The organism is Bacillus sp. BML-BC051 (assembly GCF_019656175.1).
Classification (GTDB): Bacteria; Bacillota; Bacilli; order Bacillales; family Bacillaceae_G; genus Bacillus_A; species Bacillus_A mobilis.
On sequence record NZ_BPLI01000055.1, the window covers coordinates 20,055 to 39,747 of the forward strand.

20 protein-coding genes are annotated in these 19,693 nt (G+C 35.8%); 10 read left to right on the forward strand and 10 right to left on the reverse strand.

Going from position 1 to position 19,693, the window contains the following annotated elements; translation table 11 throughout:
- Positions 1-3 precede the first annotated feature (3 nt).
- From K5S59_RS21550 to K5S59_RS21565, 4 genes are all read left to right on the forward strand, one after another.
- Complete coding sequence (locus tag K5S59_RS21550; protein ID WP_098872935.1) at positions 4-939, forward strand: glycosyltransferase family 2 protein; 936 nt, start codon at positions 4-6, stop codon at positions 937-939.
- Positions 940-1,085: 146 nt separating this feature from the next.
- Positions 1,086-2,246: an FtsW/RodA/SpoVE family cell cycle protein gene (locus K5S59_RS21555; protein ID WP_000654716.1), complete on the forward strand. Its 1,161-nt coding sequence runs from the start codon at positions 1,086-1,088 to the stop codon at positions 2,244-2,246.
- 73 nt (positions 2,247-2,319) lie between these two features.
- The gene (gene prpE / locus K5S59_RS21560; protein ID WP_000872689.1) at positions 2,320-3,060 is read left to right on the forward strand and encodes a bis(5'-nucleosyl)-tetraphosphatase PrpE; all 741 of its coding nucleotides are present in this window, start codon (positions 2,320-2,322) and stop codon (positions 3,058-3,060) included.
- A 128-nt stretch (positions 3,061-3,188) separates the two neighbouring features.
- Positions 3,189-4,577 carry a peptidase G2 autoproteolytic cleavage domain-containing protein gene (locus tag K5S59_RS21565; protein ID WP_120449686.1) on the forward strand — a complete coding sequence of 463 codons (1,389 nt, stop codon included), beginning with the start codon at positions 3,189-3,191 and terminating at the stop codon, positions 4,575-4,577.
- A gap of 48 nt (positions 4,578-4,625) precedes the next feature.
- Here K5S59_RS21565 and K5S59_RS21570 read toward each other — a convergent pair whose 3' ends face one another.
- Genes K5S59_RS21570 through K5S59_RS21585 form a run of 4 tightly spaced genes read right to left on the reverse strand, consistent with a single transcriptional unit; the run spans position 4,626 to position 7,391 of the window.
- A complete protein-coding gene (locus K5S59_RS21570; protein WP_001079119.1) occupies positions 4,626-5,519 on the reverse strand; it encodes an RluA family pseudouridine synthase in 894 nt (297 codons plus the stop codon).
- 15 nt (positions 5,520-5,534) lie between these two features.
- Positions 5,535-6,332, reverse strand: coding sequence for an NAD kinase (locus K5S59_RS21575; RefSeq protein ID WP_000673186.1), 798 nt, complete (start codon positions 6,330-6,332; stop codon positions 5,535-5,537).
- Between the two features lie 18 nt (positions 6,333-6,350).
- Positions 6,351-6,989: a GTP diphosphokinase gene (yjbM, locus tag K5S59_RS21580; protein ID WP_001081484.1), complete on the reverse strand. Its 639-nt coding sequence runs from the start codon at positions 6,987-6,989 to the stop codon at positions 6,351-6,353.
- A gap of 30 nt (positions 6,990-7,019) precedes the next feature.
- Positions 7,020-7,391, reverse strand: a complete 372-nt coding sequence (locus K5S59_RS21585; protein ID WP_001179996.1) for a UPF0738 family protein — start codon at positions 7,389-7,391, stop codon at positions 7,020-7,022.
- A gap of 146 nt (positions 7,392-7,537) precedes the next feature.
- On the opposite strand from K5S59_RS21585, the gene K5S59_RS21590 reads away from it, so the two are divergent.
- The 4 genes from K5S59_RS21590 (at position 7,538) to K5S59_RS21605 (ending at position 9,992) form a co-directional block, all read left to right on the forward strand.
- Positions 7,538-8,116, forward strand: a complete 579-nt coding sequence (locus tag K5S59_RS21590; protein ID WP_000191099.1) for a CYTH domain-containing protein — start codon at positions 7,538-7,540, stop codon at positions 8,114-8,116.
- A gap of 180 nt (positions 8,117-8,296) precedes the next feature.
- Positions 8,297-8,695 carry a globin domain-containing protein gene (locus tag K5S59_RS21595; protein ID WP_000043382.1) on the forward strand — a complete coding sequence of 133 codons (399 nt, stop codon included), beginning with the start codon at positions 8,297-8,299 and terminating at the stop codon, positions 8,693-8,695.
- Positions 8,695-9,588, forward strand: coding sequence for a ClpXP adapter SpxH family protein (locus tag K5S59_RS21600; protein WP_000360655.1), 894 nt, complete (start codon positions 8,695-8,697; stop codon positions 9,586-9,588). Before K5S59_RS21595 ends, K5S59_RS21600 begins: the two co-directional genes overlap by 1 nt.
- 230 nt (positions 9,589-9,818) lie before the next feature.
- Entirely contained in the window at positions 9,819-9,992 is a 174-nt protein-coding gene (locus K5S59_RS21605) for a hypothetical protein (RefSeq protein ID WP_002051510.1), read from the forward strand.
- A 127-nt stretch (positions 9,993-10,119) separates the two neighbouring features.
- On the opposite strand, the gene pepF is transcribed toward K5S59_RS21605, so the two are convergent.
- The 4 genes from pepF to mecA all read right to left on the reverse strand — a co-directional run bounded on the left by pepF (position 10,120) and on the right by mecA (position 15,622).
- Positions 10,120-11,946: an oligoendopeptidase F gene (pepF, locus tag K5S59_RS21610; protein WP_000003387.1), complete on the reverse strand. Its 1,827-nt coding sequence runs from the start codon at positions 11,944-11,946 to the stop codon at positions 10,120-10,122.
- A gap of 50 nt (positions 11,947-11,996) precedes the next feature.
- Complete coding sequence (locus K5S59_RS21615; RefSeq protein ID WP_033655999.1) at positions 11,997-13,241, reverse strand: competence protein CoiA; 1,245 nt, start codon at positions 13,239-13,241, stop codon at positions 11,997-11,999.
- A gap of 80 nt (positions 13,242-13,321) precedes the next feature.
- Positions 13,322-14,866 (reverse strand): cardiolipin synthase, encoded by a 1,545-nt coding sequence (locus K5S59_RS21620; RefSeq protein ID WP_000799208.1) that lies wholly within the window; start codon positions 14,864-14,866, stop codon positions 13,322-13,324.
- Between the two features lie 72 nt (positions 14,867-14,938).
- Positions 14,939-15,622 (reverse strand): adaptor protein MecA, encoded by a 684-nt coding sequence (gene mecA / locus K5S59_RS21625; RefSeq protein WP_000350718.1) that lies wholly within the window; start codon positions 15,620-15,622, stop codon positions 14,939-14,941.
- A gap of 340 nt (positions 15,623-15,962) precedes the next feature.
- On the opposite strand from mecA, the gene K5S59_RS21630 reads away from it, so the two are divergent.
- A complete protein-coding gene (locus K5S59_RS21630; RefSeq protein WP_000362606.1) occupies positions 15,963-16,637 on the forward strand; it encodes a TerC family protein in 675 nt (224 codons plus the stop codon).
- A 49-nt stretch (positions 16,638-16,686) separates the two neighbouring features.
- On the opposite strand, the gene spx is transcribed toward K5S59_RS21630, so the two are convergent.
- Positions 16,687-17,082: a transcriptional regulator Spx gene (gene spx, locus K5S59_RS21635; protein ID WP_000258267.1), complete on the reverse strand. Its 396-nt coding sequence runs from the start codon at positions 17,080-17,082 to the stop codon at positions 16,687-16,689.
- 592 nt (positions 17,083-17,674) lie between these two features.
- Here spx and K5S59_RS21640 point away from each other — a divergent pair.
- On the forward strand, positions 17,675-17,878 hold the full coding sequence (locus tag K5S59_RS21640; protein WP_097845339.1) for a hypothetical protein: 204 nt from the start codon (positions 17,675-17,677) through the stop codon (positions 17,876-17,878).
- 28 nt (positions 17,879-17,906) lie between these two features.
- Here the strand turns inward: K5S59_RS21640 and K5S59_RS21645 are convergent, their stop codons facing one another.
- The gene (locus K5S59_RS21645) at positions 17,907-19,553 is read right to left on the reverse strand and encodes a peptide ABC transporter substrate-binding protein (RefSeq protein ID WP_000728619.1); all 1,647 of its coding nucleotides are present in this window, start codon (positions 19,551-19,553) and stop codon (positions 17,907-17,909) included.
- Positions 19,554-19,693: the final 140 nt, after the last annotated feature.

The following is a 19,693-nucleotide window of genomic DNA, read 5'->3' on the forward strand; positions in this document are numbered from 1 at the left end:
TATATGAATAATATAAAGAATCTGCCTCTCGTTTCCATACTTATTCCCACCTATAATCGACCACATTATTTTAAAATTGCTCTAGAAAGCGCATTAGCACAAACGTATTCAAATATCGAAATTATTGTAGGAGACGATAGTACAAATAATGAAACAGAAAAACTAATATACAGACATTATTTACATAAGCATAAACATATAACGTACATTCGAAATAGCTCTACTCTTGGACAATTTAATAACGCCCTTATGCTCTTAGAACGGTCAAATGGAGAGTACATAAATTTCTTAATGGACGATGATATATTTTATAATAATAAAATTAAAAAAATGATGTTTCATTTCCAACAAGACTTAAATAAAAATCTCGCACTTATCACATCCTATCGCACTTGGATTAATGATAATGGAGATATAATTGAACAACATCCCTCCATGAAAAAATTATATGATGAAGATACGCTACTAAATGGGAAAGATTTTGGAAACCGTATGCTTATAACGGGCCAAAATATTATCGGTGAGCCTACAATCGTACTCTTTAGAAAAAGCCTATTAACAGAACCTTTCGGCACTTTACATGGTAGAAAATATGGTTGTAGTGTTGATATGGCCTCTTGGATCAATTTACTTTCAAAAGGTGATGCGATGTATATCACTGAACCTTTAAGTTCATTCCGCCTTCATACTGGACAGCAAGTACATCATAAATTCCTTGAAGGCTGCGAAGATTTTTCTCAGCTCGTTTTAACCTCGAAAAAGTATGGTTTCTTGCAAGACGCCAAATATTATAAAAAGGGGTTGATACGAGCTTACGGATGGTATAAAAATGCGGTCAAATTTTACAATCTATTTCCAAACCTCATTCCAGATATAAATACACATACACGTCTTTCCTATTGTTTAAATATCATTACAAAAGAGCTCCGTGCAATATAGTCTATCACAAGGGAGGTGCTATTCCTTCCTCGTGATGTATGACTTCCCACAAATAGTGGAATAAATGTATCCATAGTCTGCTTGTATATTATTTTTATCATGACATGATCCATATACTTACTAGGCGATAGAAAGGAATACATACATTGAAAGATCCAAATTCTCAATATCAAATAGACTACGTATTACTATTCATCTTATTTGCCATTGGGACTGTTAGTTGCTTTGCAATTGCAAGTGCACAAGCTTCTTTACCACCATTTTTACAAAGCGTAAATTTTGTATTAAAGCAAATTCAATGGTACTTCATTGGATTTATAGCAATTGGTGTCATTATGATTATTGATTTCGATCGTTATCAAAAAATTGCTTGGTATTTATATAGCTTTGCACTGGTACTACTCATTGGACTAGAACTTCAAGTACCAGGTGCCGTTACAATTAAAGGTGCTACCGCTTGGTACAGGCTCCCAGGCATCGGAAATTTCCAGCCTTCTGAAATTATGAAATTGTTTTTAATTCTCGTCACCGGACGAATTATAGCAAATCACAATGAGAAATATTTTTTTCGAACAATACACGACGATTTTTTATTACTCGGAAAAATCTGTGCAACAAGTTTACCACCCCTGCTATTTATTGCAAAGGAACCTGATTTAGGAAACACGATGGTAATTTCAGCTATGCTCGCAGCAATGATATTAGTTTCTGGTATACGTTGGCGTTTTATTTTCGGATTAGTTTCTGGCATTTTTGCAGCCAGCTTTACATTAACTTATATTTTTTTTACTCATACAAAATTCTTTAAAGCACACATTTTACAAGAATATCAACTAAATCGCTTTTACGGCTGGTTAGCTCCATACAAATATGATGCGCAAGGCTATCAATTAAGACAAGCTTTCTTAGCTACTGGATCAGGAGAAATGCAAGGAAAAGGTTGGGAAAATGGACAAGTATACTTTCCAGAACCACATACAGATTTTATTTTCACTAATGTCGCTGAGCAATTCGGCTTTTTAGGTGCAAGTGTCATTATTGCACTTTTTTTCCTACTTATTTTCCGCATGATTCATATCGCTTTAGAAAGTAATGATCCTTTTGGTAGTTACATCTGCGCTGGTACAATCGGAATGTTTACTTTTCAAGTATTTCAAAATATCGGGATGACCATCGGGTTACTCCCGATTACAGGAATCACACTACCCCTTATGAGCTACGGAGGAAGTTCCTTACTCACATACATGATAGCGATTGGATTTGTTTTAAACGTTCGCTCAAGGACAAAATTCTTTATGTTTAAATAAAGTAAAAAACGATATATTTTTATCTCTATCCTTTTTTAGATATACTAATGGAAAATATGATGGAGGTTTAAATATGAAATATGACATTATAGGGGATATTCATGGATGCTTCCAAGAGTTTCAAGAATTAACGACGAAACTCGGATATAAGTGGAATCGTGACCTGCCGATTCACCCTGATCAACGTAAGCTTGCATTTGTTGGTGATATTACAGATCGCGGCCCTCATTCATTACGTATGATTGAAATTGTATGGGAACTTGTCATAAATAAAAAAGTAGCTTATTACGCTCCGGGAAATCACTGTAATAAACTATACCGATTTTTCCTTGGGCGTAATGTAACAATCGCTCATGGACTCGAAACAACTGTTGCCGAATATGAAGCACTGCCTTCTCATAAACAAAATATTATAAAAGAAAAATTCATCACACTTTATGAACAATCTCCTTTATATCACGTACTCGATGAAAAAAGGTTAATTGTATGTCACGCCGGAATTCGGCAAGATTACATAGGAAGACAAGATAAAAAAGTACAAACCTTTGTATTATATGGCGATATTACAGGAGAGAAACATGCTGACGGCTCCCCTGTCCGTCGCGACTGGGCGAAGGAATATAAAGGAAAAGCTTGGATTATATATGGACATACACCTGTAAAAGAACCTCGCTTTGTAAATCATACAATTAATATTGACACTGGTGCTGTATTTGGCGGGAGTTTAACTGGATTACGTTATCCCGAAATGGAGACTGTTTCCGTCCCTTCCTCCCTACCTTTTGTCCCAGAGAAGTTTCGCCCAATTTCATAACTTACGAGAGATTACCATATCATTTAGGCCGCTCTCATATAAAAACTAGGTAAAGTAATTAAAAAAAGATGCAATAAAGTGCATCTTTTTTTAATTACACGGCATATACTGTCGCAGGAGGTGACAGAATGAAGAAAAAATCTTCTAAACAAAAAAGAAAATGCCCGCCTTTTTATCTGCCCATGTACGGAATTAACAACTGGTGTAGCATCCGAGCTGCAGCTTTAGAAGAACTGGAAGGACAAGAGGCATCCCCAAAAAACAAAGCCAGACCAAAATATGTCTCTTTAGAAAATGCTGTAATGAGCCGCATAATTGATAATAGAAAAACAAAGATGCAGCAAAAAAATAAACCTCTCTCTACTCATAATGAACAGATCGTGCCCTCTGAGCAAACAGAGAAAAATATAGAAGAAAATATACCTGTAGCAATAAATAAAAAAGCGGAAGCAGAAATTCCAGCTGCTATTATCAATCAAGTGAAGAAAATAAAAGAAGCATTAGCACCATCCAATGATATACAAACGGAAAAAACAATCATAATTCAAACCCCTACTCCTGAAAATACAAAAGTAAAAAAAGGTGGGCGGTATGCATATGCAGAGGGGCTTCACTCTCATGCAGAGGGTACAGCTTCACATGCAGAAGGGCTTCTTACACACGCAAAAGCTTCTTTCTCTCATGCAGAAGGATCAAAAACGAAAGCAACTGGACATAGTTCCCATAGTGAAGGAAGTGAAACGACAGCAGGCGGATCTTATTCTCATGCGGAAGGTAAACATACAATCGCTTTAGGCGAAGCAGCACATGCAGAAGGAACTGCGACTATCGCTAACGGATTCTCTTCTCATGCGGAAGGTAATCATACATCAACAGCTCATTTTGCAGGTAGCCATATTATGGGGCGCTTCGGCACAGCAGAAGAATCTTATTCTTGGTTTATTGCAAATGGCACAAATGAAACTGATCATCATATCGGTGCAAAGTGGCTTGCTCATAATGGGGAAATGTATATTGATGGCGCTTCTTACAATGCAAGTGGAACTGATTTTGCACAAATGTTTGAAACAGCAGACAATAATCTTATTGATGTAGGTTATTTCGTTACATTTAGTAGCGAAGAAAAAATTCGGGTCGCTACTTCAAACGATTCATTCATTTTAGGAATATCTAGTGCAACCCCCGCCCTTATAGGAAATAGTGGTGCTTTAAGTTGGCAAAAACGCTATAAAACAGATAGCTTTGGAAAACGTCAATATGTATGTACAGAATCACAAGACATACAACCTCTTTTAAATACAGAATGGGATCCAGCTTGCAAATATATAGCAAGAAAAGATCGTACCGAGTGGCTTCCTGTCGGATTAATTGGACAAATGTTCGTACGCGATGACGGCACTTGCGAACCGCATGGATATTGTCGTCCAAATAACGATGGCATTGCTACAAAATCCGAAAGTGGATTTTTCGTTATAAAGCGCACAGGTGAACACCAAATTTTAATATTATTCCGCTAAGAAAAAAGGGAACAAAATTCTTCATTACATAAGAATTTTGTTCCCTTTTTAAGTATGCCTTACTACCTCTTGCATATCGCTTGGAATCGTTGTAGTGAAAGACATTTCCTTCTCTAAAACAGGATGATAAAACGTCAATGATGTACTGTGAAGTGCTTGTCGTTTCATTTCATCCCTTTTCCCACCATATAAAGTATCGCCAAGTAACGGATGTCCTATATGAGCCATATGTACACGAATTTGATGCGTTCTTCCTGTCTCAAGCTCCAGTGATACATGCGTCTTATGATTAGCGCTATCCATCACTCTAAAATGAGTAACTGCTCTTTGCCCATCTTCACACACTATTCGCTCGATAATGCTATCCGGTTTTCTTCCAATCGGTGCGTCAATTGTTCCTTCTCGTTCGATCATCTCACCATGAACGATTGCTTCATATGTTCTTTTCACAGCTTTTTGTTGATGCTGTTTCGATAAAAGATGATGCACGAAACGATTTTTTGCAATAAGCATAAGCCCCGAAGTATCACGATCTAACCTTGTTACGATGTGCACTGTACTTGCAAGATGCTGCTTATCATAATGAGATAAGAGCGCATTCGCAACACTCCCTGCCGGATGTTCTCTAGACGGAATCGTTGACATGTTCGCCTCTTTGTTTATGACAAGAACCGCATCATCTTCATATACAATACATAAAGGGATATCTTCCGCAATCATCCCTTCACTTCTTTCCTCCACTGGAAAAAAGACACGTAATTCATCACCAGCTTGCAACTGATGACGAACGCTCGCATGTTGATTATTTACTTCAATAGCTCCGCCGTGAAATTTTATATCCGTTAATGCGGCTTTAGAAATCCCTTTTATTTTTAAAAATTCTCTAACTAAAGTTCCCTCTTCAGGTGATTCTATATCCCATTTCAATGTAAATCTGTTCAAATATATAAACCCTTTCTATTTATCTGCAACAAACGAGTCACGAACTCGTTTCCAGAACGGGAATGGACGGAAACGAACAAATCGTACTTTCTCGTTTGCAACGCGATACTGGATTGATTTCACATCTTGATGCACCATCGTTAAATGGTCCACCGTAATTTGTAAGTTCATTCCTGCAGCCGGCTTCAACACACATGTATGATGCTTCGGCAGTACGAGCGGCGAGCCTACAGTACGAAACACACGGTTATTAATAGATGCCATTTCTGCAATTTGAATCGCTTCAATAGAAGGGTGAATAATCGCTCCGCCAAGCGCCTTATTATACGCAGTACTTCCAGAAGGAGTAGAAATACAAAGGCCATCCCCGCGGAACGTTTCAAAGTACTCTCCGCGTATTTCCACTTCTGTTACTAATGTACCTTCCGCACTTTTAACAGTTGCTTCATTCATCGCCAAATACTGTGACTCTTTACTCCCATTCACATAGCGAATAATCACTTCTAAAAGCGGATATTCCACCACTTGGAATGGTGTTTTAGCAATTGCAATTACTAATTTCTCTACTTCTGTTGGTAACCAATCTGCATAGAAACCTAAATGCCCTGTATGTACACCAACAAATGCTGTTTCATCCAATCGATTATAATAACGATGAAACGCATATAAAAGTGTTCCATCTCCCCCAACAGAAATTACAATATCGGGTTCCTTTTCATCCATTATAAATCCAAAATCTAGCAAGTACTCTTTCATCGTGCCTGCCAATGTATCTGATGATTGATCTCCCTTTGACATAATTGTAAATTTCATCGCCCAACACCCTTTAGTTTATGATTCGGAATCTTTCGTTTCTTGTTTTCTTGAAAAAGCTTTCTGCGCTTCTTGAATCTCAAGACGAATAGAAGACATTTCTTCATCTAATAAAAACGCCGCTTCCGCTGCGCGTTGCAAGCGTATTTTAATATCTTCAGGAAAACGTCCACTATATTTATAATTTAAAGAATGCTCAATTGTTGCCCAAAAATTCATTGCTAACGTGCGTATTTGGATTTCTACCAATACTTTTTTTTCTCCCTGAATCGTTTGAACGGGGTAACTAATGACAACGTGATAAGAACGATAACCGCTATCTTTCTTTTGCGTGACATAATCACGTTCTTCCACGATTTCAAAGTCATTTCGTTTTCGAAGATATTCTACAACAGGCTTGATTTCATCAACAAATTGACACATCATTCGAAGGCCCGCGATGTCTTGCATATCTTCTCTTAGCCGATTTAGCGGTACATTTCTCTTCTCCGCTTTATCAATAATACTTGCAACCGACTTTACCCTTCCTGTTACAAACTCAATTGGAGAATGCTCTGTTAACATTGCAAATTGAGTACGCATTCCTTTTAGTTTCACTTTCAGCTCTGCCACCGCTTGATGGTAAGGTGCTAAAAATTCTTCCCAATTTCGATTCATTTCAACCACCACCAAAATCAATCCATTTGCTTATAGAAATACTTTTTCTACAGCAGTTACTAGTTCTTCTCCGTAATTTGCATTACCTTCAATATTTTCAACTAAATATTCTACTTCTTCTTTTAAATTTTCTAATTCCATTTCAACGTCATTCACACGAACGAACATTACTATATCGTTATTCATCGCTTCATGCATTGCTTCCCAACATGTGTGCGGAATACTTACATAAATGAAAGATGATTCGTTTTCTAAAATATATAAAAATGATAAATTGTCTGAGTCTACAAGTACGTGATTACGCGCACTTAACTCCTTTACCTCTATTTCATTATTTTCCGCACAAAAAATAAGCGCATTCTCTCTCTTTTCTACGCTCTTAACTTGAATTTTATTTTGCATGCTCTAACTCCTCCATCTCAACTTCCTGTCTTACTTAACAGTATTATTGTATCATAACATGGACGCAAACAAATAAAACATTGAACCAAATTTATGAAAAAGCGATAATGTGTAAAGAATTATTTTTTAAAAGGAGTGCGCATACAATGACACAAGAAATTGAAATTGAATTTAAAAATATTGTTACAGAAGCAGAATTCGATACATTATGTAAATCATTCTCTATTGAGGTATTTACGAAACAGGTGAATCACTACTTTGAAACACCAGGCTTCTCATTAAAAGAAGCTGGCTCTGCACTTCGTATTCGTCATAAAGGAGAAACTTATACATTAACATTGAAACAACCTGCAGAAGTCGGCTTGCTGGAAACTCATCAAGTCGTAACAGAAGACGAAGCAAGAATGATGATGGAAACAAACGTAATCATTCCAGGGGCTGTAATGGATCAACTACACAAATTACAAATTCCTGTTTCCGCTTTAACTTATATGGGTAGTTTAACAACTGAAAGAGCCGAAACACTATTTGAAGGCGGAACACTTGTCTTTGATCATAGTTTCTATTACAATCACGATGATTATGAAATTGAATTTGAAGTGCAAGATGAAGAAACAGGAAAAGCTGCATTTATTCATTTATTAAAGCAGCACGACATACCAATCCGTCATACAAATAATAAAGTAAAACGCTTTTTCCTTGCCAAACAAAACAAAGCACGCTAAAGTGAAAATTCCACTAGTGAATACGTTCTACTAGTGGATATATCTCATTTTTTAAAAGGAAAAGATTCTTTTACATCTGTAAAATAAGCAAAGAACGTTATGAAGGCTATTTATTTGCCCTCTGGAACATTCCATTGCTACAATAGATATACATTTCATGGAAAAAGGAGTTTATAAAGGATGAGCAAGCAACCGATGACACCATTTGAAGCAATTGGCGGTGAACAATGCATTGCAATATTAGTAGACACGTTTTATTCCTATGTCAGTAAACACCCTGACCTATCTCCCATCTTCCCGGATGATTTAACAGAAACCGCTAGGAAGCAGAAGCAATTTTTAACACAATATTTAGGTGGTCCGAATTTGTACACTGAAGAACATGGTCATCCTATGTTAAGAGCACGCCATCTTCCGTTTGAGATTACGCCAAAACGAGCAGAGGCTTGGCTATCATGCATGGAGCAAGCAATGGATGACACAGGAGTGCACGGTCATATAAGAGAGTTCGTTTTTGAACGTTTAGCATTAACTGCTCAGCATATGGTTAATACTCCAAACGAAACAGGTGAAGTGTAATGGATAAGCAGGAAGCAAAGCATATAAATATGCCATCTCCTTCCGCATGTGAGCATAAGTCTGTAGAAGCATATTTATTTATTGATCCACTTTGTAAAGATTGCTGGGAAATTGAGCCCTTTATTATTAAACTATGGCTTGAATATGGGAAATACTTCTCTATTCGTCATATCGTAACAGGAAAAGTGGACGGAACGAACGCTTCCTCACACAAATGGAATAAACCTGCTAATATTCGATTTGTGTGGGAAAAGACAACAAGTTTACAAGGTTTTTCATGTGATGGAAAGGTACATATGCAAGAGGCATCGTCAACACCATATTTAGTTTCGATGGCAATTAAGGCAGCGGAGTTGCAGGGCCGAAAAGCAGGTTCGAAGTTTTTGCGAAAACTCCAAGAATACATTTTCCTTGAAAATGTATCAAACCCTGACTGCGAATTATTACTTGCATGTGCAAGAGATAGCGGTATTGATGTAGAAGAATTTAAAAAAGACCTACATTCCACTAGCGCAAAAAAAGCTTTCCAATGTGACTTAAAATTCACAAATGAGATGCATATTACAGAAATACCTTCTCTCGTATTTTTTCATGCGAATTCAGATGAAGAAGGTATTAAAATCGCTGGAACTTATTCCTACGACGTATACGTACAATTATTGAAAGAACTTGTAAAATGCGAAATTGAACCAGAACCATTACCACCTTTAGAAGTGTTATTAGAAGCAACGCAATTTATATCTTCAAAAGAGGTAGCATTTATATATGACTGCTCGCAACAAGAAATCGAGCGCGAACTGAAAAAATTACAACTGAAACGAAAAGTACAAATGATTGACGTAAAATGTGAGCGTTATTGGAAATGGATAGCAAAAGAAAAAGACCTGGTGTAAAACACCAGGTCTTCTTCTTTACGGCTTATAAAAATATTAAAGGGGATGGGAGAAATTTTCACGTTCAAACAAAGGGGTATATGTTTGTATGTGAATTCGTTCACGCTTATTATATTACAAGATTCGACGTCAGATGACAACCCCTTTTGTCGAATTTCACACTTTTGTCACATTCTAAACGTTTTCATTTCTGAATAAGCTATAAAAAAGCTATTTTGGAGGTGTTCTGTATGAAAAAAACGTATATTTTACTTATCATTCTAGCTGTCATCGTTTCTTTTTTCTTGTACATCCTCTCTCTACTACAAGCTTTTCCTAAAATTATTGCCTTCCCTCTTTTATTTGGAGTCATCGTCATCGCTCTCTCTTATTTCAACCATAAAAAACGATTTAAAGGGTTCTAATTACAAAAAAATCGCAAAATTGCCTTCTAATTTAGAAAAAACAAGGAAATTCACTTTATTTTTCCGACAAAAATCGACAAAAAACATTTAAAACAAAAAAGACGAGGTAAATTCCTCGTCTTTACTATTACTTCTCTTCAAATAATAATGCTTCTAATTCATTTAATTTCTCTTCAAATACTTGCAATGCTTCTTTTACCGGTTCTGGAGATGCCATATCTACTCCAGCTTTTTTCAGCACTTCAATTGGATAATCTGAGCTTCCTGCTTTTAAGAACTCATTAATGTAACGTTCTACTGCTGGTTGCCCCTCTTCTAAAATTTGTTTAGATAGAGCTGTTGCTGCACTAAATCCTGTTGCGTATTGATATACGTAATAGTTGTAGTAGAAGTGCGGAATACGAGACCACTCTAAACCAATTTCTTCATCGATTACTAAAGCATCACCGAAATATTTCTTATTTAAATCATAGTAGATCTCCGTTAACATGTCTGGCGTAACCGCATGTCCCTCTTGTACTTTCTTATGAATAATATGCTCAAACTCCGCGAACATCGTTTGACGGAATACAGTACCACGGAATCCTTCTAAATAATGATTTAATAAGTATAGACGCTCTTTCTTATCTTCTGTCGTTTTTAATAAATAATCGTTTAGAAGCGCTTCATTACAAGTTGATGCTACTTCTGCAACGAAGATTGAATAATCGCCATATACGTGCGGCTGCGTTTTTCTTGTGTAGTAACTATGCACAGAATGACCGAACTCATGAGCAAGTGTATATAAATTATTTACATTATCATGCCAGTTCATTAAAATATACGGATTTGTTCCATATGCACCAGATGAATATGCTCCGCTTCGCTTCCCTTTATTCTCATACACATCTACCCAGCGATTTTCATATGCTTCTTTTAAAATGTCAACATACTCATCACCAAGTACGTTTAAAGATTTTAACAACATGTCTTGTGCTTCTTCATACTTCACGTTCATTTTCACTTCTGGTACAAGTGGTGTATATAAATCATACATATGAAGCTCATCAAGCCCTAGTGCACGCTTACGAATATCAATGTAACGATGTAGCAAGTGTAAATTATCATTTACAGATTCAACAAGTTGATCATACACAGCTTCAGGAATATTATTATTACTTAATGCCGCTTGACGTGCAGAATCGTATTTACGAACACGTGCATTGAAATTATTACGTTTCACAGCTCCGCTTAACGTACTTGCAAATGTATTCTTATATTTTCCGTATGTTTCATATACAGCTTTGAATGCATCTTCGCGCACACGACGATCATCGCTTTCTAAAAACTGAATGTAACGACCATGTGTAATTTCTACTTCTTCTCCATCCTCACCTTTAATAGATGGGAATTTCAAATCCGCATTATTCAACATACCAAATGTATTACTTGATGCACTCATTACTTCAGATGCTTCTGCTAATAGAGCCTCTTCCGCTTCAGATAATACGTGCGGGCGTTGACGCGTAATTTCTTCTAATGCATGTTCATATACACTTAAGTCTCTATTTTCTTTCAAGAATGTTTGCAATGTATCTTCTGAAATCGATAAAATTTCAGGCACAATATATGCTGTGCTACTAGATACTTGTGAATATAAATTTGTCGCGCGGTCATTTAACGCTTGATACACAGAGTTTGTTGTATCTTGATCGTAACGCATATGTGCATATGTATATAGCTTACCTAATCGCATTGAAATTTCATCTTCATATTGTAATGCTTCAAGTAAATTGTTCGCAGAGTCACCAAGTTTCCCTTTAAATTCAGTTAACTTCGGTAATAGCTCTTTAATGGCTTGGAATTCTTTTTCCCATTCTGCATCTGTTTGGAAAATATCTTCTAATCGCCACGTACTTGATTCTTCAATTTCTTTGCGATCTGGTAATGTTTTTGCTGTGTTTTGTTCAGACATCCTTTAAGCCCTCCTTTAAATATCTCTACTTACATACAATTCGATTTTTCTTATGTAATTCCTTCACGATCAGTCTTTATTATATCCCCTTTTCCTTCTCTCATGTTGTACTTTGCCTCAAATAAAGATAAGGCATACGCTAAGCAAATTTCATCATATTTTATAACTTCCTCCTCTGTTTTTAACATAACTAGCTCTCTTTTTTTCTGGTACTTATAAGTCCCTACGTTCTGCAATACACCTGCATAACATAAAAATGTCATATACTCAGTAACTGCTACTTTCCATATATGTGGTGAAAAGTACGGGAGCATGCGCCTTTTCGTATACGTTTTCACATAACTACATACATATTGAAGGGAAATACAATCCCCTACCGCAAGCTCACCTATACACTTCATATATAGAAAAGCTTGCCATATAAATGGATTTGTTTGAAAAGCAAATGAGGACGGGAGTGGTACACCGATTTCAGAAGGAAAATTTGCTGGGGTACATTTACATTGATATAAGAGGCGTAATAGTGACTTATGATTGTAATTCCAAATTGGTAAAGCATTTTGCCGAAAGTAGCTCTTTCGCTTTTTCCATTCCTCACCTAATGTTTCTTTTCGGAAAAAGACGGGAGAAAAGAGCATTTCAAAAGTAGTTGTTTCAGTTGGTAAATATATAATATGTGAGAAAGAGATGCTTGTAGAAAATGAAGTGATAAACGCGCATTTCAGAAATGATTTTTGTTTCGGACAGAAAAAAATTAGAAATGGCTGAGGATAAGATTGTAAGGAGAAAGCCATAAGTGAGGAGAATTTCATCCAATATGCTGATTGCTTTTTCAATTGATTTCCACCAATGATCCAAATGACCTGTATACCAGCTCGCCAATACGTATAGGTTCGTTTGTACAGCTGCTCTATAGAGAGATTAGCGCATTGGTATTCAATCGCGATTGTTCTCCCTGCTCTCTCTATAAAAATATCTGGTCGTTGCTGAATCTCTGGAAGATAATGCTCTATATATACAGGGAAGTTTTGACGTTTGAACCATCTATATAACAATTCTTTACCGTGCCTATGATACATAGATTCTGCTTCATAAAAGGCAAGACATGCGTCCATTTTTTTATGAGCAAAATGCCAACTCTTTTGTTTCCCTAATTTCATTTGCACTTCTTTCCCGCAAGCTATGCAAAAGAAGCTTTCTATTTTACGCATACGATGTAAAAGCTCTTCATCATGATGATAGAGTAGATGAATTTTTTCTCCGTTTTCTCTTTTAGCGATAAACATCAGAATCACACCCTTTCAGCTCCTTATATTCTACAATTTATTACAAATTCCTTTTAAAAAAGAGATGTCCCAATTTCGGACATCTCTTTTTATAATAAAGGTGATAATAATCGATACGTCGATTCAACAATTCGTCTATGAAGACGCCTTTTATGAAAACGATCCACATGAATTTCACTTGATTCTTCTATATCCTCTTTAAAATCTTGAACGAGTTTTCGAATGCTGTCTGTATCATATAAAAAGGCATTTACTTCAAAGTTCAAATGAAAACTTCTCATATCCATATTAGCGGTTCCAATTGAAGCTAAATCGGAATCGACAATGACAACTTTACTATGAAGAAAACCTTTTTCGTATTCATATATCTTTACCCCTGCATCTAAAAGCTCTGGGAAGTACGATCTCGATGCGTAAAAGACGGTGCGCTTATCGGGCTTACTCGGCATTAATAAACGAACATCAATACCAGCAAGTGCAGCTACCTTTAATGCGGATAAAATATCATCGTCTGGAATGAAATACGGCGTCGCAATCCAAATGGATTTCCGTGCAGAAGAAATCATGGCAAAATATAAATGTTTAATTGTTTCCCATTTATTATCCGGTCCACCTGCAACGAGCTGCACGCCTCCCCAATGATCTCCCTCAACTGCTTTCGCTTGTAAATATTCAGGAGCTAGCACAGCCTCACCAGTCATATAAAACCAATCTTGAAGGAAAATAAGTTGCAAGCTTTGAACAGCTTCACCACGCAAATATAAATGCGTGTCTCGCCAAAAACCGAAGTACTTATCCTTCCCTAAATATTCATCACCAATATTTAATCCACCTACAAATCCTTCATTCCCATCGATAATAACGATTTTTCGGTGGTTTCGATAATTAATCTTATCGTTTAAAATCGGAAAGCGTACAGGGAAAAACGGAATCATTTCAACACCTGCGTCGTTTAATTCTTCAATATACGAATTCGATAATCTAAAACTTCCAACCGCATCATATAAAAAACGAACAACTACGCCTTCTTTTGATTTTTGTATTAAAATATCTTTAATTTCTGTTCCAAGCTTATCATCACGCACAATGTAATATTCCATATGAATGTGATGTTTCGCTCGTTTTAATCCATCTAAAATGGCCTGAAACGTTTCATCTCCATTTGTTAATGTTCTCGTTTCAGTTTGAAATGAAATATTTAAAGCGCCTAAGCGATCCGCTAAACGAAATAACAGCTCTTGATGCTTATGATTGCGCAAAATCCGTTCTTCATAATCTTCATGTCCCTTATATTGTAAAAACGCTTGTTCATCGAGCAACGCCTTCTTTTGGAACATTCTCTTCCTCCGAAAGTTCTGTCCGAATAATAAATAAGCGAAGAATCCAAACACCGGAAAAATACCTAACACAATAAGCCATGTAAGTGTTTTTGACGGATGACGGTTCTCTAAGAAAATAACACAGCCAATTAAAAATGCAGATACTGTAAATAAAATACTAATAATACCTAGGATCGACACATCTTTTATCCCAATTACATCCGAATAAAATGCTACATCAATAAACATACGTAACGAAACAAATAATGCGAACAATAGTAAAACAAAGAAAATCAACTTTAACGTATTTTTCATCTCTTACCTCCTTACTAAGAAAGCTTTCCTATTCTTCATATAAAAAGCCGATTTCATACTACAGAAATCGGCCTACGTTTTAGCAGGAAAATTATTGCGAATTGTTTCAAGCGCATGCTCTTTCACAATTTGTTTCCCATACTCACTTACACGATGAATTGTTAAAGTTGATTCTTCTCCGTACTCTAAAACAATACTTAAAATACGATCAATTTCTTCTTCATCATGTAGCACTTCATCGAATTCCACATATACATAATAGCGGTTCTCAAATGAATACAGCTCATCTTTTATATCTTCAAAGATAAGACGGTGGCTTAATGAAATGACATCTTCAAAATCATTAAACTTAATTAAAAAGCCAAACGTACCATCTTCGTTAAAGTTTGTTCCTGTTTGTTCCTCTACCTCTTCCACTAATTCTTGCTGGAATAATGATTCAATGCCTTCATCTAGAGGAATGTCTATAATTTTATCTACACCTATTGGTAGTTCTAACTTTTGTCCATCCTTTGAAAGCTCTGCTTTCGTTACAAGTACTTCAATCCCTTTATCGACTGCTTGCACTTGAATCCATAACGGTCCATCAATAAAGAAATCATCATGATCACGAGCTTCGTCCATCATCTCCCAAAAGAGCTCTTCACTTCGTTCGCGGTCGTACCAAATTTCTTCACGATTAAACCCTCTGTCCTCTATGTCAATGTACGTAATAAAAAATTTCATCGTATGGTCATTAATTCTTTCAATATCCAAAATACAACTCTCCCTTCCTGCTTAGAATTGTTATGAAGGGATTCCCCACTCATATGACAAATCAATAGATTCTTGTACTCTCATTTTATGATAAGATTCTCCAGAATGGAAATAAAATCGATTTATTTTACAAAAATAGTTATATGCCTATCTTTATTCGCTCATCTACACAAATATATCATTATAGCGATTTCTTACTCACAAAAAATTTGGACATACATTTCCACCTTCCCCCGTACACTGTAATAAAGTGAAACTTTTATTAGAGAAAATGATTTAATCTCTCTTCACCACATACATATAGTTCGCTTATTAAAACATCATAAATGGAGGCAGACGAATGGACTTAGAGTTTTTAACATCTGTACTAATGATTGTCGGTATCGATGTTGTATTAGGTGGTGACAATGCAATCGTTATCGCACTAGCTAGTCGAAATTTACCTGAATCGAAACGAAATAAAGCCATTTTGATTGGTACTCTTTTAGCAATCGTACTAAGAATTATCCTTACTATACTAGCTGTCTATTTACTCGACATTCCATTTCTGCAACTTATCGGAGGCGTTTTACTTACATTAATTGCAGTAAATTTACTAACTGATAATAGCAACGATCTATCTGCTATTCAGGGGAAAACAACTTTATTTCAAGCTGTGCGTACAATTGTATTCGCGGATCTCGTTATGGGGTTTGACAATGTTATTGCCATTGCAGGTGCAGCTCATGGAAGATTTTCACTCGTAATAATTGGCTTACTCATTTCTATCCCGATTATTATTTGGGGCAGCAAACTTATTTTAATACTTATGGAACGCTTTCCATTCCTCATTTATTGCGGGGCAGCGATTCTCGCCTATACAGCCGGAAAAATGGTCACACATGAAGACCGACTTGCAACCTTTTTTCATAACAACCCAAGTTTCACCGCAAGCATTCCTTACTTATTTATTTTCACCATTTTATGCATCGGTATTATCGTGCAACAAGTTCGATTACGAAATGTGAAACATTAAAAAAAACCTTCTACTATATAATAAGTAGAAGGTTTTCATATTATTATAATTAATTTACAAGACGCTGTGCTTCACGTAATTGGAACGTTCTTACTGTACGTGGTAAGAAACGGCGGATTTCGTCTTCATTGTAACCTACTTGAAGGCGTTTCTCGTCAATCATAATTGGACGACGTAAAATCCCTGGATAGTCACGAATCATCTTATATAAATCTTGAAGTGGTAAAGACTCTAAGTTTACATTTAATTCTTGGAAAACTTTCGAACGAGTAGAAATAATCTCATCCGTTCCGCTTTCTGTCATACGTAAAATCTCTTTAATTTCCTCAATCGTTAATGGATCTGAGAAAATATTACGTTCTGTATAAGGAATATGATTTTCCTCTAGCCATAATTTCGCCTTTCTACAAGACGTACAGCTTGGAGAACTATATAATGTTACCATACAAAGCTCACTCTCCTTAAAGAGTACAAATTCTGTACTAATTACAGTTTAAATTTCTAAATTCAGCAATTTTTTGCGATACCTTGTCTTAAAACAAAGTGCAAAAATCGCATTTCATGTAAGCAACAACTTTTAGCAAACAACAATTACTTTTAATAAGTAACTTCTATAATCATTATACAATAGATTTTGCAAGAAATATACAGTAAATTTCCTTCTAATTGAGAAAACTCTTCCGTGTATACCTCTGCTATGCAACATGATCACACTCGCTTCATCTGTACTTTAACAATACCTCCAACCCTCTTAACACTTGCTTTTCATAGATTATTCATATGATATATAGTTATTTTCCCAGAATCTTTCCTATAAAAAAGAGAACGTTTTCTTACCTTTTCTTGATAAATCAATTAAGAAATGTAAGACTATATAAATGAGAATAAAAAGGAACGTTTGTTCTCATTTTAACAAACATTCTCCTTCATGTCTATACGATTTCTAAAACAAATTAATTATTTTTCTGACATTTCTTTCTTTTTTACCTTTTATCTCATACAATAAAAATACAGACAGGCAAAGGGGGAATTTACAAATGATTGCTTTTTTTATTGATTTTGTCACGGTTGCTGCCCTCATCATCGGAATAACAGCATTGGTTGGTGTCATTACAAATAGCATCGGTGAAAAACTCTTTGGCGGAAAAGAAAAAATGAAGTTTGTTAATAAAAGTTTGGATGTGCAATCCGGCTGGAATCAAGTTGGCGGGAAAGGTATTTATAAGAAACGTACGTATTAAAAAAAGCAGGCAATCACCTGCTTTTTTCTTATTTCTCTACTGACGCCCATTTAAAGCTTAAATCGCCGCCATATTTATGATTGTACATATTTTTAATTGATTCTCTTTGTATATATGCTCTACCACGTTGATATACTGGAACAATCGCAGCGTCATCAAGTAACATTTTCTCTGCTTCTAGTAAGGTTTTCCAACGGGCATTTACATCGCTTCCATCTTTCTTCGCTTTCATGATAATTTCATCATATTTCGGATTAGAGTATTTCATTTTATTTTGCGATCCGTCCGTCACAAACATATCAAGGTATGTAACTGGATCTGGGAAGTCTGCACTCCATCCAGAGAATGACATGACATAATCGCCTGCATCTTCTAGTTTTAGTTTTTGCGCGAATGGTTGTTGTTTAATTTTCACTGTTAAACCTGGTAAATTCTTTTCTAATTCACCTTTTAAATATTCACCTGTTTTCTTCGATAATTCAACATCTTCATTTAATAACTCTAATTCGATTTCATTTTTACCAAGCTCTTTTTTACCAGCTTCCCAATATTTCTTCGCTTCTTTCACGTTTGGTTTTACAATATCTCCATTTACAGCACGGAAGTCTTTCTTATCTGGCCCTTTAATGAAGTTATCAGGAATTAATCCTGTTGCTGGCTTAGAACCGTTATTTAATAATGTATCAACGAACGGCTTACGTTCAAAAGCAAGTGAAATTGCTTTACGAATATTTTTATTTGCTAAAGCTGGGTCTTTTTGATTTAAACGAAGGAAGAATACAGATGTATCTTCTACTGTTTGGAAATCTGGTTTTCCTTTATATTTATCGATGAACTCTGCTAATAACGTCGCTCGATCGACTGCGTTTGTTTCATATAAATTAATTGGCGTAGACGTATCTTTTACAATATTAAAGTTTACTTCCTCAATCTTCACTTCTTTATTGTCCCAATATGACGCACTCTTTGTCATTTTAAAGCTACGTTCATGTTGCCAATCACTTAATGTAAATGGTCCGTTATACAGTGTTGTATTCGCTTCCAAACCAAACTTCGTACCTTGCTCTTTCACAAACTTTTCATTCACAGGATAGAAGATTGGATATACCATTAAATCTACAAGGTATGGAATTGAATTGTCCAATTCCACTTCTAATGTATGATCATCAATCGCTTTCACGCCTAATTGATCTGGACTCATCTCTTTTTTATTAATTTTCTCTGCATTTTTTATATCATACATAATGTACGCTGATTTCGCAGCTGTATCTGGGTTAATCGCTCTTTGCCATGCGTATACGAAATCCTTCGCCGTCACAGGCTCACCATTTGACCATTTTGCGTCTTCACGTAATTTAAATGTATATTTTTTACCGTCTTCTGACTTTTGGAATTCCTTCGCTACACCAGGAACTAACTTATCATCTTTCCCTAAACTGTATAAGCCTTCCATCGTATTAGTCATTACTCTTGAAGAAACTGCATCAGCTGATAACGCTGGGTCCATCGTTGGAATCTCTTGTGTTTCAATTAAGTTAATAACTTGCTTCGCACCGCTTTTCCCGCTATCCCCTTTTGCGTTCGCTTGCGGTTCATCTTTTTGGTAGCTACATGCCCCTAACATCATGCTCATCGCTACTGTTGATACTACAAAAACTGGCATCTTTTTTTTCATACTTCCACCCTCCACAAAAATGTTAGCCCTTTCATTTTCAAACAAATAGAAATATATATATGTTCTAATAATTCATATTATACACACGAATATATTTTTTGTATATTTATATTTCTATTTTATTAAAATTTTCTGTTAAA